We start from the raw sequence: 15,006 nt of genomic DNA, 5'->3' as shown, positions 1-15,006 counted from the left end.
TGCCCTGAATTAAACGTAAATACAATAATTGGAGGGAAATTTCGTAATAACGGATAAGTCTCTTATATTGAAATTAATAAACAACCTAACCATTACCAACTTATTGATTGATACAGCACATAAGAAACTAAGTATTGTTATCCCCCTTTATAACCTGGAAGAATATATTTCCAGATGCCTGGATAGCCTACTGAACCAGAATATTCCCGAGGAAGATTATGAGATCGTTATCATTAATGACGGCTCTACCGATAGCGGGCCCTGCCTGGTAAACAATTATCTTCAGAAACACTCTCATATTCAAATTCACAATCAATCCAATGCCGGCGTGGCTGAGGCCCGTAACAGAGGCCTGGAATTTGCTTCGGGAGAGTATATTTACTTTATTGACGGAGATGATTATCTGCTTCCCGGAGTTCTCGGGTATATCCTTAACTCCCTGGACCGGTATGAACTCGATATCCTCGGATTTAAATCAAAAGTAACCTCTTCGGGTACTGATTATTCTTCCGATACGGGGAAGGTCTGCTTAAATTCTCTGGAAGTGGTGAACGGACAGAGGTTTATCGAGACCATAGATTTCAGGAATGAGATCTGGTGGTATGTGGTGCGAAAGGATTTTTTAATGGAAACGGGGATAAAGTTCTTTAAGAATACGAGCCTGGATGATACCATATTCACTACTCAGATATTGCTTAAGGCAGAGAGGACTGCCTTTATTCCCATGGATGCACATCGCTATTTTGTGCGGCCGGGTTCCATCATGAATAATACAAATCCCCGGCGTTATATAAAACTGATAGAGGATTTTGAATTTACAGCGTTAAAATTACATGAAGCTCTGAGGGATCATCCGGAGATCAGTGACAAATGCAGGGAAAAACTTATTGAGAGAAAGCAGGCCTTTGTCTTTTTTATGCTGGTCCGTATTTTAAAATCGGAAATGACAATAACAGAGGTAAAAAATGCTTTTGAAAGAATGAAAAAGATCAATGCATATCCCTTAGATGCATTTCCGGCCGAAGGTTATAATCGTTTTGTATACGGAAGCATCACCTGGGTATTTAACAGGCAACAGCTGTACCTTCTTTTATTCAGGCTGATCAATCCATTCTTTCGTTTAAAGAATTATCTCTTAGGCTCATAAAAAAAACCGCTTTGGATCAGCGGCTTTTTTCAGGGTGTACAATATAATGTACTTTAACACTTAAAAATAGATCGTATATTAGTTATTGAGCATCACCGGCATTACCAGCATGGTAATCTGTTCTCCTTCATCCAGTCCGTCAACAGGCATCAGGATACCTGCTCTGTTTGGTAAACTCATTTCCAGGGAAACTTCATCAGAATTAAGATTGTTCAGCATCTCCGTAAGGAAACGGGAATTAAATCCGATCTGCATATCATCTCCCTGATAATCGCAGCTCAGACGCTCTTCGGCCTTATTGCTGTAATCGATATCCTCTGCAGAGATATTCAGCTCGGCACCTGCAATCTTTAAACGTATCTGGTGCGTTGTCTTGTTGGAAAATATGCTCACACGTCTTACCGAATTAAGGAACTGTGTGCGGTCTATACTTAACTTATTTGGATTTTCTTTAGGGATCACCGCTTCGTAGTTCGGGTACTTCCCGTCTATCAGGCGGCATATAAGCTCCGTATTCTCAAAAGAGAATTTGGCATTACTTTCGTTATACTCGATCGTAACTTCGGTCTCACTGCCTGCCAGGATACCTTTTAAAAGGTTAAGTGGCTTTTTAGGCATAATAAATTCTGCAACCTGGGATGCCTCAAGATCATTTCTCTGATATTTTACCAGTTTGTGTGCATCCGTAGAAACAAAAGTGAGTCCTTCCTGAGAGAACTGGAAGAATACCCCGCTCATCACAGGTCTCAGATCGTCATTTCCTGTTGCAAAAATGGTTTTGCCGATAGCGGTAGCGAGTACATCTCCGATCATCGAGGTTGAACTCGGGTCTGATAATTCCACTGCTTTCGGGAATTCGGCTCCATCGGCATAGGCCAGTGCGTATTTCCCGTGATTAGAACTTATTTCTATGGTATTGTTATCTTCTACAACAAAGGTGAGCGGTTGCTCCGGAAATGTCTTCAGCGTATCGAGCAGAAGCCTTGCCGGAACAGCAATACTTCCGTCAGAATCCGTATCCACATCCAGAACCGCACTCATGGTGGTTTCTAAGTCGGAAGCGGAAACATTTAATTTACCCGGACTAAGCTCAAAAAGAAAATTATCTAATATGGGTAAAGTGTTACTATTATTAATAACTCCACCCAGGATTTGCAGTTGTTTTAATAAGTATGAACTGGATACTATAAATTTCATTTAACAGAATTATTTACGAATACTACAAATATATTTTAATTGAAGTTCTTTTGGAAAATAACTTATTAACATTTATGCACGGAATTTCTTTTTTCTTATGAAATTGAATCCCCATGCAAAAAGACCTAAAATTAGTAAGGGAAGACCGGTATTCAGCAATTGCCATGTCGATTTTTGCGCAACCACTTTTTTCTGATCCAGAAAGGGAATGGAAACTTCCTTGGAGCGTATGTTTATAAGTCCGTTATCGTCCAGCAGATAGTTTACCGAATTCATCAGGAACTCCTTATTCCCGTAAAAGCTATTGGTCCATTTGTCATAACCCAGCTCCAGAGGCTGTCCCTGTCTTATCTGGTTTTTAATAAGATCGCCATCGGCAATTACGATCATTTTAGAATTTTCTCCATCATCTTTTACGCCGGAAAGTTTTGCCGGTTTTACCCTGTTCTTAAAAACAGAGGTAAAATTACCTTCCAGTAAAACGGCCAACGGCTTAAAACCATCTTTATAACTTTCCTGATCAGGAGCCTTGGTTATGATATCAAGGCTTATTTCCGAAGGCGTTCCCACTGTTTTGGAAAGAGGAGAGGAGGTGAGAAGCACAGATTTTTTTACCCCTTTAACAGACAGGGTATCGATGGCATTACTGAACTGAAACCTCAAAGCTTCAATATTGTTGTTGATAGGATGATCATTAGCAGAAAACACCATAGGATTATACACCCAGGGTACCGGATTGTATTGAGATTCGTTCCCTTCTCCCTGTGCCAGTACGATCTGGGTAAAATAAAGATCGTTTACCAATACCGGATTGATCCTTAGTCCGTATTTAAAGAACATATCGTTCAGGTTCAGATCTATCGGAAATGCGAGAGACCTTCCTCTTTCGTTGTACAGGCTGTCCAGCTCTATAGCTACCTGATCTATGAGCCACATCGATTTCCCCCCGTTCATCACATACTGGTCCATGATATATTTTTCCTCATCGGAAAAGGCTTCGGTGGGTTTGGCCACGATAGCGAGGTCGTAATTTTTAATAGCATCCAGTGTACCCTGCGGATTTCCGGCAACGGAATCAAGTGTAAAAGGTGCTACATTATAATACTCCTGTAACGAGCGTATAAAATCGGTGATATAGATATCGCTGAGCTCTCCGTTCCCTTTAATGACGGCTACCGATTTTTTCTCCCGGATCGTAAGTTTGGTCAGGGCATCTGCAAATGCGTATTCCAGTTGCTGGATCGAATTATTTACTCGTTGTTCGCTGCTGGTTCCGAGTTTGTTTTTTAACAAAGGCACTCTAACCGTGTTATCTCCGAGATTAGCCATGGCCCAGGGGAATACGATCTCCTGAGAAACCTTTCCGCCTTCTTCAACCGTAATATTTGCCGGCTTTAAACCCAGATTACCAAGTTGTGCAATAACCTGATCTGCCTGATTCTCGTCTTCCAGCGGATTGACAAAACTGAATTTTATATTCCTGTTGTAGGAAGCGAATTCCTCCAGCAATTGCCGGACCTCCAGCTGAAGCTTTTTAAATTCGGCGGGAAAATCTCCTTCCAGCAGAACATCAATGATCACAGGAGAATCTACTCTGGAAATAATGTCTTTGGTCGTTTCGGATAAGGTATATCTTTTGTCCTGGGTCAGGTCGAACCTGTGATATGCATAAGACCCCAGAACGTTGATCAATATCAGGACGATGATTATCGTGAACAGCTGTTGTATGAGTGTGCCCTTCTTCATTTATGCGTTCTTTTTAAGTTGAAAGACCGTGAGGTACAAAAAGAATAAGGAGACCGAAATAAAATATATAAGGTCCCGTGTATCGATCACCCCTCGTCCGATGCTGTCGAAATGAGCTTTCATTCCCAGATTGGCGATCCACAGGTCGATGTCCCCGAAAAATGAAAGGCCCGAGATCCCTTCAAAACCGTAGTAAAGAAGAAAGCAAATAAGCACGGCGGCAATAAATGCCACAATCTGGTTTTCAGAAAGAGTAGAGGCAAATACCCCTACGGAAGAATAAGCAGATATCAGGAAAAACAAACCGAAATATGAACCTATGGTACTTCCCATATCCATATTTCCTTCGGGATTGCCCAGTTTATACACGGTAAATACATACAGGATGGTTGGAATAAGTGCCAGGAAAACAAGAATAAGAGCTCCCAGATATTTCCCTCCTACGATCTGCCAGTGCCCCAGCGGTTTGGTAAGTAAGAGTTCCAGGGTTCCCATCTTTTTTTCATCTGAAAAACTTTTCATTGTAATGGCCGGGATCAGGAAAATGAGTATCCACGGGGCCAGGAGAAAGAAAGATGAAAGATCGGCAACACCAAAATCAAACACATTAAATTCGCCGGGAAAGATCCACAGAAAAAGACCGTTAAAAATTAAGAAAACGGCAATGACCAGGTATCCTATGGCTGAGGAAAAAAAACTGTTAATTTCTTTTTTAAGGATGGCAAACATATTATTCCAGACTTACTATTTTATCAACACTCCAGGCAACGGGCTTATCGGCAAACCAGGCTTTTGTTGTTTTCCATACACTTTTAAAGAGTTCGGAATGCCTGTAATTTTCCAGGTCATTCTCACTTTCCCAATAACTATATGTGAAAAAAACAGAGGGTTTTTCCTTGTCCCTGTATAATTCTAAAAAACGACACCCATCAAAATTTCGTATCCGTTCTTTGTTTTTGTTAAAATTAGCGAGGAAATCCTCAACTTTATTTTCCTGAAAAGTCAGTTTTACAATTCTTACTAACATTCCTGTTCTTTATTTAAAATTTACGGTAACCGTATCCCTGAAATCCAAACCGAAAAGGCTGTTGGCACCGCCCACGGTTAAAGGGTTACTCTTATAGATGGCCAGTTCCAGGTAATCTGCAGAATTAAAAATGGCCAGTTTTTTTCCGTCTTCCTCCCGTTTGTTTTTTTCTATGTTAAAGTTGATGGCATCGCTGTAACGCTCGTAAATATTCTTGAATTTGTAATTCCGGGCCTCGATCTCATAGGGACGTCCTTTTCCGATGGTCTCGAAAAGCTTACGGGTTATATTGGTCACCACATTTCCGTAATTGTCTATATAAAGCACGCTCCCGATAATCTGATTCTCTTCATTGTTGATCACCGGTTTAATACCCGTAAGACGTTTTATGTCATCGATGGGTTTCCCGACAATTTCCAGCGTACCTCCGCGACTGATATGAGCGGCTACTTTTACAAAGATGTCAAGTACCGGAAAACTGGTCTCGATCTTATTGTGGATATTGATCTCTACTACCTTCTCCGGAATAAACTCGGAGGTGATCATACACATGATCCCATTATCGGCACAAATAAAATAATGCCCGTCCAGTTTTAATGCAATATGACGATTCTCAGGGTTGAGTTCGGCATCGATCCCGATAATATGAATACTGCCTTTCGGGAAGCTGTTATAAGCGTTTTGAATGATATATGCCGCCTCGGTTATGTTAAAAGGACTAACGTTATGAGAGATATCAACAATCCTTACATCTTCCAGTTCACCATAAATAGCTCCTTTAATGGCTCCTACAAAGTGATCTTTTTCACCAAAGTCTGTAGTTAATGTAATTATGGCCATTGAAATCTGTTGATATTTTTTTAAATTTAAAGAGTGTTTTTTGTGTATGTTTGTTATGCAAACTTACGTAAAAATTTATTCGGGTACGGAAGCAGTTTTTAAACGCGAATAAAATTTTTTGAAGTTAGCTCCTGAAGGATGTGCAGTGAGGTGAATATGCCAGGCAAAACCGTTAAAAACAGGATGACCTAAATAGTGTAAAAAGAGATAAATAACTTAATCGATTAGCTTTTGAATGAACTTATAGTTGAACTTAATGAGATTAGCCCGAGAGAATTTTTCGGACAGCAAAATACCAATATCCAACTTCTTAAAAAATACTTCCCCAAATTAAAAATTGTCGCAAGAGGAAATAAGATTACCGCTTTTGGAGAAGAGATCCTCCTGGAGGAGTTTGATCGCCGCCTCGACATGCTGATCACTCACTTCGGAAAGTATAATAAACTCGACGAGAACATCATAGAACGGATACTCACCAGCGATAGTGAAGCAGAGTATGCCACCACAGCAGAGAGCGGAGAGGTTCTGCTGCACGGGGTAAACGGAAAACATATCAAGGCACAGACGGTCAACCAGCGAAAACTGGTGGAGTTGATGAAGAAGAACGATATGGTCTTTGCCATAGGTCCTGCAGGTACGGGGAAAACCTATACGGGAGTAGCTCTGGCTGTAAAAGCCTTAAAGGAAAAACAGGTAAAACGGATCATTTTAACCCGTCCGGCGGTTGAAGCCGGAGAGAACCTCGGTTTCTTACCCGGAGATCTCAAGGAAAAACTGGATCCGTATATGCAACCCTTATACGATGCACTGAGGGATATGATCCCGAGTGAAAAACTTCAGAATTATATCGAGAATGGCACCATCCAGATAGCTCCTATGGCTTTTATGAGGGGAAGGACTTTGGACAATGCCTTTGTGATCTTAGATGAGGCTCAGAATACTACCCATGCCCAGATGAAAATGTTCCTCACCAGGATGGGAAAAAACGCCAAGTTTATCATTACCGGCGATCCGGGACAAATAGATCTGCCCAGAAGGGTGATTTCCGGTCTTAAAGAAGCACTCCTTGTACTTAAGGATATTAAAGGCATAGGTGTAGTTTACCTGGATGATAAGGATGTGATCAGACACAGACTGGTTAAATCTATTATAGATGCCTATAAAAAAATAGAACACGATAACTAAACTTTCCAATCAGATTTCAATAATTATTGAATTTTAAAAATGAGTAACGCAATCACGTCGACCGATTTTCATTTCCCGGGACAAAAAGATGTATACAGGGGAAAGGTCAGAGAAGTATATACGATTAATGACGATCTTTTAATAATGATAGCTACAGACAGGCTTTCGGCCTTTGATGTAGTTATGCCTAAGGGAATTCCCTACAAGGGGCAGATCCTGAATCAGATAGCTACCAAAATGATGGAAGCTACCGAAGATATTGTTCCCAACTGGCTGATAGCTACTCCCGATCCTAATGTGGCGGTAGGGCACCTGTGTGAACCTTTTAAGGTGGAAATGGTGATCAGAGGATATATGTCCGGTCATGCAGCCAGGGAATACAAGGCCGGTAGAAGGCTACTCTGCGGGGTTCCGATGCCGGAAGGAATGAAGGAAAACGATAAATTCCCGGAACCTATAATTACTCCTGCCACCAAGGCGGAAAAAGGAGATCACGATGAAGATATTTCCCGGGAAGATATCCTGGCAAAGGGAATTGTCTTCGAAGAAGATTATATCCAGCTCGAAAAATATACAAGGGCACTCTTTGAAAGAGGTACCGAACTGGCTGCAGAAAGAGGCCTGATCCTGGTAGATACCAAATATGAATTCGGAAAGACCAGGGACGGAAGGATCGTATTGATAGATGAGATCCATACTCCGGATTCCTCCCGTTATTTCTACAGCGAAGGATATCAGGAGCGTCAGGAAAAAGGAGAACCTCAAAAGCAATTATCCAAAGAATTTGTACGCAGATGGCTTATAGAAAATGGTTTTCAGGGACTGGAAGGCCAGGAAATACCTTTTATGAGTGATGAATATGTCAATTCCGTTTCGGATCGTTACATTGAATTATACGAGAATATTACCGGAGAAGACTTCAAAAAAGCAGATACCTCAGATATTTTGGAAAGGATCGATGCAAATGTCAGACAATATCTAAATAATTAAAAATCGCTATTCATGAGTTGGTATAAGATCGATAGTCTGGAAGAGTATTTTAAAGCCTACAGAGAGTCTGTAGATCAACCCGAAAAGTTCTGGGAAGATATAGCTGAAGAGAATTTTGTCTGGAGGAAGAAATGGGATAAAGTACTGGAATACGATCTTCATGAAGCACAGGTAAAGTGGTTCCTGAATGCCAAACTCAATATTACCGAAAACTGCATCGACCGGCACCTTGCAGAAAGAGGGGAGAAGACCGCTATCCTCTGGGAGCCTAACGATCCTAATGAGGCAGCAAAACAGATCACTTATAAAGAACTTTACCACCAGGTTAACCGCTTTGCCAATGTTCTGAAGAGTAAGGGCATTGGTAAGGGAGACAGGGTATGCATTTATTTACCTATGATCCCCGAGTTGGCCTATGCCGTTCTCGCATGTGCTCGTATCGGAGCTATACATTCTGTGGTATTTGCCGGCTTTTCGGCCACAGCACTTGCCACCCGTATAAACGATTCGGAATGTAAAATGGTCATTACCTCAGACGGAGCTTTCAGAGGTGGCAAAACCATCGACCTAAAAGGGATCGTAGATGAAGCCCTGGAGCAATGCAGTTGTGTGGAGAATGTGCTAGTAGCAAAACGAATTAATTCGGATATAGAGCTGAAAGAGAACAGGGATCACTGGCTGCAACCCCTGCTGGATGAAGCAGCAGACAGTTGTGAAGCTGAAACCATGGATGCCGAAGATCCTCTGTTCATTCTGTATACTTCCGGTTCTACCGGAAAACCTAAGGGAATGTTGCATACCACTGCGGGCTATATGGTGTATTCTTCTTTTACCTTTAAAAATATTTTTCAGTACCAGGAGGAAGACATCTACTGGTGTACTGCAGACATAGGATGGATTACCGGACATAGCTATATAATCTATGGCCCCCTTGCCAATGGGGCAACAACAGTAATGTTTGAAGGAGTTCCTTCCTATCCCGATTTCGGGCGTTTCTGGGAGGTGGTACAAAAACACAAAATACATCAGTTTTATACGGCTCCTACAGCGATAAGGGCTTTGGCAAAGGAGAACCTGGACTTTGTTGAAAACTATGACCTGTCCTCCTTAAAAGTACTTGGTACGGTGGGAGAACCCATTAATGAAGAAGCCTGGCACTGGTACAACGATCATGTTGGAAAGAAAAAGAATCCTATTGTAGATACCTGGTGGCAAACGGAAACAGGAGGGATCATGATCTCGCCCATTCCGTATGTAACACCAACCAAGCCCACCTATGCTACTTTGCCATTACCCGGTATACAGCCAGGACTGATGGATGAGACCGGAAAAGAGATCATAGGCAATCAGGCGGAAGGAAGGCTTTGTATAAAATTCCCATGGCCTTCTATGGCAAGAACGATCTGGGGCGATCACCAGCGATATAAGGAAACCTATTTTACGGCTTTCCCGGGGAATTATTTTACCGGAGACGGTGCGCTCAGGGATGAAGTCGGATACTACAGGATCACCGGAAGGGTTGACGATGTAATTATCGTTTCGGGTCATAACCTGGGTACAGCCCCTATTGAAGATGCCATTAACGAGCATCCTGCGGTGGCGGAATCGGCTATTGTTGGTTTTCCACACGATATTAAAGGAAATGCCCTTTACGGTTATGTAATACTAAAAGAAACCGGGGAGGGGAGAGACAGGGATAATCTCCGCAAAGAGATCAATCAGGAAATATCCGATAAGATTGGCCCTATAGCCAAACTGAATAAGATACAATTCGTTCCGGGCTTGCCAAAGACCCGTTCGGGTAAGATCATGAGGCGTATTCTGAGAAAGATCGCTTCGGGAGATACCTCTAATCTGGGAGATACTTCAACCCTGCTGAACCCGGAAGTGGTGGAGCATATCATGACCCATGTTATAAAAGATTGAGAATCATTTAAATGATACTGATAAGCTCTCTTTTATGAGGGCTTTTTTTTGCGAATATCCTAATGATAAGTATTATTTATTTGAGGATAAGAAAATTATATGTGTTAAAAAATGAATTTTTGGTCAAATTCTTCGACCATAATTAAGAATAACATTCTAACACATCATCAGCTATGAACTTAAAAGCATTTGACAAGGTCTATGAATTTTACGATAGATCTGAATTGCCATTTTTAATCAAACAGAGAGAAAGGGTTACAAAGAGCAAACCCTACAAAGGGGTTAAAATTCTTCACAATACCCCTCTAACTATGGAAACCCTACTTAAAGTAGAGGTTTTACTATTGGGCGGAGCCGAACTTACGGTAACTTCACCTTCTTTTATGGATCCCGATCCGAGAGCGATACAGATCCTGGAAGAAGCAGGAGTGAACATTCAGCTCGATCACAATTTTACCGAAGAATACGATATCCTGATGGATTGTGCCGGAGAGCTTTTCGGCAAGGCTAAAGCCCGGTTAGGCGTATCGGAGATCACCAGGACCGGTACCCTGAAATACGGGGAATCCGAGCTGGAATATCCAGTGATATCTGTCGACAGTAGTGTGGTTAAAAACCTTGAAGGTGTACTCGGAACCGGAGAGGCTTTTGTACGGGCGTTTAAGATATTGAGCAAAGAGGAGATCGAAAACAAACAATTCCTCATATTCGGCTACGGTAAGGTAGGCAGGGGAATGGCCCACGCGCTTAAACCCTATACGGATAAAATTGTGGTAGTGGATAAGAACCCCGCTTTTATTGAGCAGGCAAAAGAGGCCGGTTTTAAAGCCATACAGGCCGATGAAAAAGCTACGATAGAATCGGAGGCGAGGAATTCTTTCGCCATAGCAACCGCAACCGGAATTAAAGATGTGGTTTCTGCCAATTACGATGCCAGTGCCTTTAAAGGAAAATATCTGGCTAATATGGGAGGAGAAGACGAATTCGGAAATGCCTTCGATACCGAAGAAGTAATGTGTCAAAAATACCCTATAAACTTCTTTGTCGACAAACCTACCCTGATGAAATATCTGGACCCTGTTTTCTACGCACATAACACGGTTGCAGACATACTTCTTTACAATGATAAGCTTCCTAAAAAGCTACATCCGTTTCCTTCATACCTGGCGGAAGAGATCGTTCAGGACTGGATCGGCATATTCGGCGAAAACCCTCATATATAAAGGGATTTAATTAGGAAAGATTTAACAAAACCAGGTTTTGGGAATGTTCGTATATGTTAGTAATCGCTCGGACTTTGAGCGAATTATTTTAACTTTTATTATACGAAAGTAAAGCCATTTTGACAACGTATTACTTTACTTTCTTCAACATTAACAAAACAAAATTCAAAACAAATGAAAGATCTAAAAGAGCTTATTAATTTTTGTTATAAGAAGTATATTTTTGGTATTAACTGCCCTTTGCTGGATGCAGAATCAAAAAAGTATAAAGCCATTTACGGAATAGATGAAAACCCTATCCAGTACAGATCGAGGATGAATGAGGAAAGAGGAAAATTTATTGCTGATGCATTCGAAAGTATGGAACACTCTCCGTACGATTACTTTACAAAAGCAGCATATGATCAGCTGGTACAGGAAGTGATCCAGCAGTACGAATACGTGCGAAGGGAAATAAAAATAGATATTGAGCCCTACGAGGGGAACCATGAACCCTATAAAAACAGTAAGGAAATGTTGAAGGATATCTTCGACAGGCACCACCTTTACTTTTTTAAGACAACAATAGCCTTCGGAGAAGGAACTGTTTATAAAGACAATCCCATGCTACAGGGAACAGGTTTAAAAGTTAAAGGAGAGGAACTGCTTATCAATGATATGTTCAGGATCATCCACGATATCTTTGGTCATGCCATGAAAGGTTTTGGTTTCGGGCCGCTGGGAGAAGACAGAGCCTGGTTCGAACATTCCAAGATGTTCTCACCTCTGGCAGTAGCAGCTATTACCACAGAGACCCGGGGGCAGAATTGCTGGGTAAATTACGGAAGGCACCTGAGAAAAGCGAACGGGGCCATTTTAAAGCAAAGCGAACCCGGTTGGGTACCACCGCAGAACAGGCCGTTTGCAGATCAGAAGGTAGGGATCCTGCCCAGCGAGATCAGTGGGGTTGAATTGTATGTGGATGGAAATGAAGTAAAAGGTAAAAACCTGGATAACTGGTCGCCGGAAGTAGAGAACCTGTTAATTCTGAATCCATGAGCCGGGACCTTACCGCAGAATCCTATGCTTTTCTGGAAAAGGCATATAAAGAGACAACCTATGAGGTTAAGGCTTTATCACAGGTCTATAAACTGAAGATAGGGGAGCGTCATGCCGAATTTCTACGGTTTCTGGAAGAGGAGAATATTGATTCCTGGTCGGTTATATCGGCTTTCAATCCTTATTCGAGAGAGCTGAGCAACAAAGAGAATGAAAACAGGCATCTGAATTTCATTACGGCTTTGGATAAGAAAGAATACAGGGTCTTTGAAGCAAAAGGAGTTCCCGCCGATGATAACTGGGAAGCGGAGAAAAGCTTGTTTATAGGAAATATTTCCAGGGAAAGAGCAATGGATATCGGGAAACGCCTGGAGCAAAATGCCATTGTTTTCGGAACTAAAACAACCAGGCCGGAGATTATCTGGCTGGTGAACAGGAAATGAAATAAATAAAAAACCCCTGACAAGCGTCAGGGGTTTTTTGTGTTTTATTCGAAATAACTAAAAGTATCTCCTGCTTTTATTTTGAGCAGTGTTTCGTAGATCAACCTGATCACATTTTCAACATCATCTTTATGAACGGTCTCCACCGTGGTATGCATATAACGCAGCGGTAGGGAAATAAGAGCAGAAGCTACACCTCCGTTACTGTATGCAAAGGCATCGGTATCAGTACCGGTAAACCTGGAAGAAGCCATTCTCTGGAAAGGGATCTTCTTCTCTTCTGCAGTATCGATAATGAGTTCGCGTAATTTATTCTGTACGGCAGGCGCATATGAAATAACCGGACCATCCCCGATTTTAGTTTCTCCCTGCTTTTTCTTATTGATCATTGGAGTGGTAGTATCGTGACATACATCGGTTACGATAGCTACATTGGGTTTGATGGTTTGAGTGATCATTTCCGCACCCCTTAAACCGATCTCCTCCTGTACCGAATTGGTAACATAAAGTCCGAAAGGAAGCTCCACCTTATTTTCGTGAAGTAAACGGGCTACTTCCGCGATCATAAATCCACCGGCCCTGTTATCAATAGCCCTGCAGACAAATTTATCTTTGTTAAGCACGTGAAAAGTATCGGGATAGGTGATCACACATCCGACATGTACTCCCATTTTCTCCACTTCTTCCTTATCCTTGGCACCTATATCTATAAAGATATTATCCAGTTTCGGGGGTTCTTCCTTCCCCGCAGTCCTGGTATGAATGGCGGGCCATCCGAATACCCCTTTAACAATTCCGTTTTTGGTATGTATATTCACCCATTTGGAAGGAGCTATCTGATGGTCGCTTCCCCCGTTCCGTATCACATAAAGCAGACCGTTGTCGGTTATATAATTAACATACCAGGAAATCTCATCAGAATGGCCTTCTATGACAACTTTGTATTCTGCTTCGGGATTGATAACTCCCACGGCGGTACCGTAAGTATCGGTTATAAAGGTGTCTACATAGGGTTTTAAGTATTCCATCCAGATCTTCTGTCCTTCCCATTCATAGCCGGTCGGGGCTGCATTGTTGAGGTATTTCTCCAGGAAATCGATGGATTTTTTGTTTAGAATTTTCTTTTTGGCCATTTTCAAAATTTTGTCAGCTAAAATAGCAATATTCACATAGATTTAATAGTTAACACTATGATAATTGTTATTTTTGAATCAGTAAAATCAGATTTTACACCGGATGAAAAAATTAAGCTTTTTTGTAATAATATTGATGGCATTTTCCTTAAGTGCACAGGAGAACAAGAAATCTAAAGATTCTCTTGAGTACGACTATATTATTATAAAAGGGGATTCTGTTGTCCGGACTTCCATAGATCTGGACGAGGTGATTATTTTTGATCGACTTAAATTCGAGTCCAGGGAAGAGCGGCTCAAGTACTATATTCTAAAGAGGAAGACACTAAAGGTATATCCTTATGCCAAGCTTGCGGCCGAACGCCTTACGGAACTGAACAACAGGCTTGAAAAAATAGAAAAGAAATCCAGGCGTAAAAAATATACCCGGATCATCCAGAAATATATTGAAGAAGAATTTTCTGCCGAACTTAAAAAACTCACACGTACCGAAGGTCAGATCCTTGTAAAACTCATTCACAGGCAAACCGGAAAAACGGCTTTCAAATTGGTAAAGGAACTCAGGAGCGGTTGGCGTGCCTTCTGGTACAACACTACAGCCAAAGCTTTTAAGATCTCTTTAAAGAGGGAATACCATCCCGAATCGGTGGAAGAAGATTATTTAATTGAAGATATTCTACAAAGAGCATTTGCTGTTGACCGACTCGAAAAACAGGTATCTGCTTTAGATTTTGATTATGTGACATTATCAAATAAGTGGTCTTCCAGAACTGTTGATAAAAATTAGTTGCACAGAAAGTCAAAAATAACTACATTAGTTGTCCTTTTTGAAAAAAAATTCAATTAGTATTTTTTTATAAATCAGCGGGTTAATTTTCGCTTCAAAAAAAACTCAAAAAAAAGCGTAAAAAGATTTTGAGGGAAGAGAAAAGAGTTTATATATTTGCACCCGCTTTCGAGAGGAAGTTTAGAGAATAGAAAACTAAGAGTTCATTGACATAATGTTAACAGCACAGTTAGATAGAGGCGACTTTATCTAACGGTTAAAAATTTTAAGCAGAGTCATTCTAAGAGAGTTTAGGGTATTGATTTTTTTGATTGTTGATTTTAA

The 15,006-nt window shown here is 41.2% G+C and carries 14 protein-coding genes; 8 read left to right on the top strand and 6 right to left on the bottom strand.

The annotated features are described in order from the left end of the window. Nucleotides 1–67 precede the first annotated feature (67 nt). Nucleotides 68–1,147, top strand: a complete 1,080-nt coding sequence (locus GWK08_RS00070) for a glycosyltransferase (protein WP_163604860.1) — start codon at nt 68–70, stop codon at nt 1,145–1,147. 78 nt (nt 1,148–1,225) lie between these two features. On the opposite strand, the gene dnaN is transcribed toward GWK08_RS00070, so the two are convergent. The 5 genes from dnaN to GWK08_RS00045 all read right to left on the bottom strand — a co-directional run bounded on the left by dnaN (nt 1,226) and on the right by GWK08_RS00045 (nt 5,957). After that, nucleotides 1,226–2,344, bottom strand: coding sequence for a DNA polymerase III subunit beta (gene dnaN / locus GWK08_RS00065; protein ID WP_163604859.1), 1,119 nt, complete (start codon nt 2,342–2,344; stop codon nt 1,226–1,228). 72 nt (nt 2,345–2,416) lie between these two features. Beyond that, nucleotides 2,417–4,090: a gliding motility-associated ABC transporter substrate-binding protein GldG gene (gldG, locus tag GWK08_RS00060; RefSeq protein ID WP_163604858.1), complete on the bottom strand. Its 1,674-nt coding sequence runs from the start codon at nt 4,088–4,090 to the stop codon at nt 2,417–2,419. Then, nucleotides 4,091–4,819 carry a gliding motility-associated ABC transporter permease subunit GldF gene (gldF, locus tag GWK08_RS00055; protein WP_163604857.1) on the bottom strand — a complete coding sequence of 243 codons (729 nt, stop codon included), beginning with the start codon at nt 4,817–4,819 and terminating at the stop codon, nt 4,091–4,093. 1 nt (nt 4,820) lies between these two features. Further along, on the bottom strand, nt 4,821–5,117 hold the full coding sequence (locus tag GWK08_RS00050; RefSeq protein ID WP_163604856.1) for a putative quinol monooxygenase: 297 nt from the start codon (nt 5,115–5,117) through the stop codon (nt 4,821–4,823). A 9-nt stretch (nt 5,118–5,126) separates the two neighbouring features. Then, nucleotides 5,127–5,957: an SAM hydrolase/SAM-dependent halogenase family protein gene (locus GWK08_RS00045; protein WP_163604855.1), complete on the bottom strand. Its 831-nt coding sequence runs from the start codon at nt 5,955–5,957 to the stop codon at nt 5,127–5,129. A 231-nt stretch (nt 5,958–6,188) separates the two neighbouring features. Between GWK08_RS00045 and GWK08_RS00040 the strand changes: the two genes are divergently transcribed. The 6 genes from GWK08_RS00040 to GWK08_RS00015 all read left to right on the top strand — a co-directional run bounded on the left by GWK08_RS00040 (nt 6,189) and on the right by GWK08_RS00015 (nt 12,762). Then, nucleotides 6,189–7,142 carry a PhoH family protein gene (locus GWK08_RS00040; RefSeq protein ID WP_163604854.1) on the top strand — a complete coding sequence of 318 codons (954 nt, stop codon included), beginning with the start codon at nt 6,189–6,191 and terminating at the stop codon, nt 7,140–7,142. Nucleotides 7,143–7,181: 39 nt separating this feature from the next. Next, nucleotides 7,182–8,132: a phosphoribosylaminoimidazolesuccinocarboxamide synthase gene (locus GWK08_RS00035; RefSeq protein WP_163604853.1), complete on the top strand. Its 951-nt coding sequence runs from the start codon at nt 7,182–7,184 to the stop codon at nt 8,130–8,132. Between the two features lie 12 nt (nt 8,133–8,144). After that, nucleotides 8,145–10,058, top strand: a complete 1,914-nt coding sequence (gene acs, locus GWK08_RS00030) for an acetate--CoA ligase (RefSeq protein WP_163604852.1) — start codon at nt 8,145–8,147, stop codon at nt 10,056–10,058. 311 nt (nt 10,059–10,369) lie between these two features. Beyond that, a complete protein-coding gene (locus GWK08_RS00025; RefSeq protein WP_163604851.1) occupies nt 10,370–11,281 on the top strand; it encodes an NAD-binding protein in 912 nt (303 codons plus the stop codon). Nucleotides 11,282–11,455: 174 nt separating this feature from the next. Further along, on the top strand, nt 11,456–12,319 hold the full coding sequence (locus tag GWK08_RS00020; RefSeq protein ID WP_163604850.1) for a hypothetical protein: 864 nt from the start codon (nt 11,456–11,458) through the stop codon (nt 12,317–12,319). Beyond that, nucleotides 12,316–12,762 carry a DUF3293 domain-containing protein gene (locus GWK08_RS00015; RefSeq protein ID WP_163604849.1) on the top strand — a complete coding sequence of 149 codons (447 nt, stop codon included), beginning with the start codon at nt 12,316–12,318 and terminating at the stop codon, nt 12,760–12,762. Before GWK08_RS00020 ends, GWK08_RS00015 begins: the two co-directional genes overlap by 4 nt. Before the next feature lie 44 nt (nt 12,763–12,806). Here GWK08_RS00015 and GWK08_RS00010 read toward each other — a convergent pair whose 3' ends face one another. Then, nucleotides 12,807–13,895, bottom strand: a complete 1,089-nt coding sequence (locus GWK08_RS00010; RefSeq protein WP_163604848.1) for a M42 family metallopeptidase — start codon at nt 13,893–13,895, stop codon at nt 12,807–12,809. Nucleotides 13,896–13,998: 103 nt separating this feature from the next. On the opposite strand from GWK08_RS00010, the gene GWK08_RS00005 reads away from it, so the two are divergent. After that, nucleotides 13,999–14,682, top strand: a complete 684-nt coding sequence (locus tag GWK08_RS00005; protein ID WP_163604847.1) for a DUF4294 domain-containing protein — start codon at nt 13,999–14,001, stop codon at nt 14,680–14,682. Nucleotides 14,683–15,006: the final 324 nt, after the last annotated feature.

The organism is Leptobacterium flavescens (assembly GCF_010671605.1).
Taxonomy (GTDB): Bacteria; Bacteroidota; Bacteroidia; order Flavobacteriales; family Flavobacteriaceae; genus Leptobacterium; species Leptobacterium flavescens.
Note: the sequence above shows the minus strand (reverse complement) of the source record. Positions and strands in the feature narration are given on the sequence as shown.

What these genes read in the sequence shown, in the direction of transcription:
- dnaN (WP_163604859.1), bottom strand. Translation starts at nt 2,344, where the DNA reads ATGAAATTTATAGTATCCAGTTCATACTTATTAAAACAACTGCAAATC.
- gldG (WP_163604858.1), bottom strand. Translation starts at nt 4,090, where the DNA reads ATGAAGAAGGGCACACTCATACAACAGCTGTTCACGATAATCATCGTC.
- gldF (WP_163604857.1), bottom strand. Translation starts at nt 4,819, where the DNA reads ATGTTTGCCATCCTTAAAAAAGAAATTAACAGTTTTTTTTCCTCAGCC.
- GWK08_RS00050 (WP_163604856.1), bottom strand. Translation starts at nt 5,117, where the DNA reads ATGTTAGTAAGAATTGTAAAACTGACTTTTCAGGAAAATAAAGTTGAG.
- GWK08_RS00045 (WP_163604855.1), bottom strand. Translation starts at nt 5,957, where the DNA reads ATGGCCATAATTACATTAACTACAGACTTTGGTGAAAAAGATCACTTT.
- GWK08_RS00035 (WP_163604853.1), top strand. Translation starts at nt 7,182, where the DNA reads ATGAGTAACGCAATCACGTCGACCGATTTTCATTTCCCGGGACAAAAA.
- acs (WP_163604852.1), top strand. Translation starts at nt 8,145, where the DNA reads ATGAGTTGGTATAAGATCGATAGTCTGGAAGAGTATTTTAAAGCCTAC.
- GWK08_RS00025 (WP_163604851.1), top strand. Translation starts at nt 10,370, where the DNA reads ATGGAAACCCTACTTAAAGTAGAGGTTTTACTATTGGGCGGAGCCGAA.
- GWK08_RS00020 (WP_163604850.1), top strand. Translation starts at nt 11,456, where the DNA reads ATGAAAGATCTAAAAGAGCTTATTAATTTTTGTTATAAGAAGTATATT.
- GWK08_RS00015 (WP_163604849.1), top strand. Translation starts at nt 12,316, where the DNA reads ATGAGCCGGGACCTTACCGCAGAATCCTATGCTTTTCTGGAAAAGGCA.
- GWK08_RS00010 (WP_163604848.1), bottom strand. Translation starts at nt 13,895, where the DNA reads ATGGCCAAAAAGAAAATTCTAAACAAAAAATCCATCGATTTCCTGGAG.
- GWK08_RS00005 (WP_163604847.1), top strand. Translation starts at nt 13,999, where the DNA reads ATGAAAAAATTAAGCTTTTTTGTAATAATATTGATGGCATTTTCCTTA.